Origin of the sequence: Marinobacter iranensis (genome assembly GCF_029207565.1) — a bacterium.
Taxonomy (GTDB): Bacteria; Pseudomonadota; Gammaproteobacteria; order Pseudomonadales; family Oleiphilaceae; genus Marinobacter; species Marinobacter iranensis.
On the sequence record NZ_JANCMW010000275.1, the window covers coordinates 1 to 259 of the forward strand.

Here is a 259-nt window from a genome sequence, read left to right on the forward strand (position 1 = left end):
CGAGCCCGTTGATGAAAGCGCCCATGAGTTCCGTCACCGCCTCGCTGCCGTCACGATAAAGCGCGTTGTCGGGGCCGGGATTCGCCCATGACGCGGCGAAACCATCCGGCTTTGCCCAGGCGGCCGACACATCGGCGGCTATCGTTTCGATGTTGCCGGCGATGGCCAGGCCATAGGCGCAGCGATAGGCGCCATCCTTGCCGGCAAGCGTTTCGGCGTCCGTGCCGTGGAGCACAAACTCCAGCGCACCCAGCCCTTG

1 protein-coding gene is annotated in these 259 nt (G+C 65.6%); it reads right to left on the bottom strand.

Annotated elements, in window-relative coordinates; genetic code table 11:
* On the bottom strand, positions 1-259 hold a 259-nt coding region (locus tag NLU14_RS22350), incomplete at both ends, for an imelysin family protein (protein ID WP_275710746.1).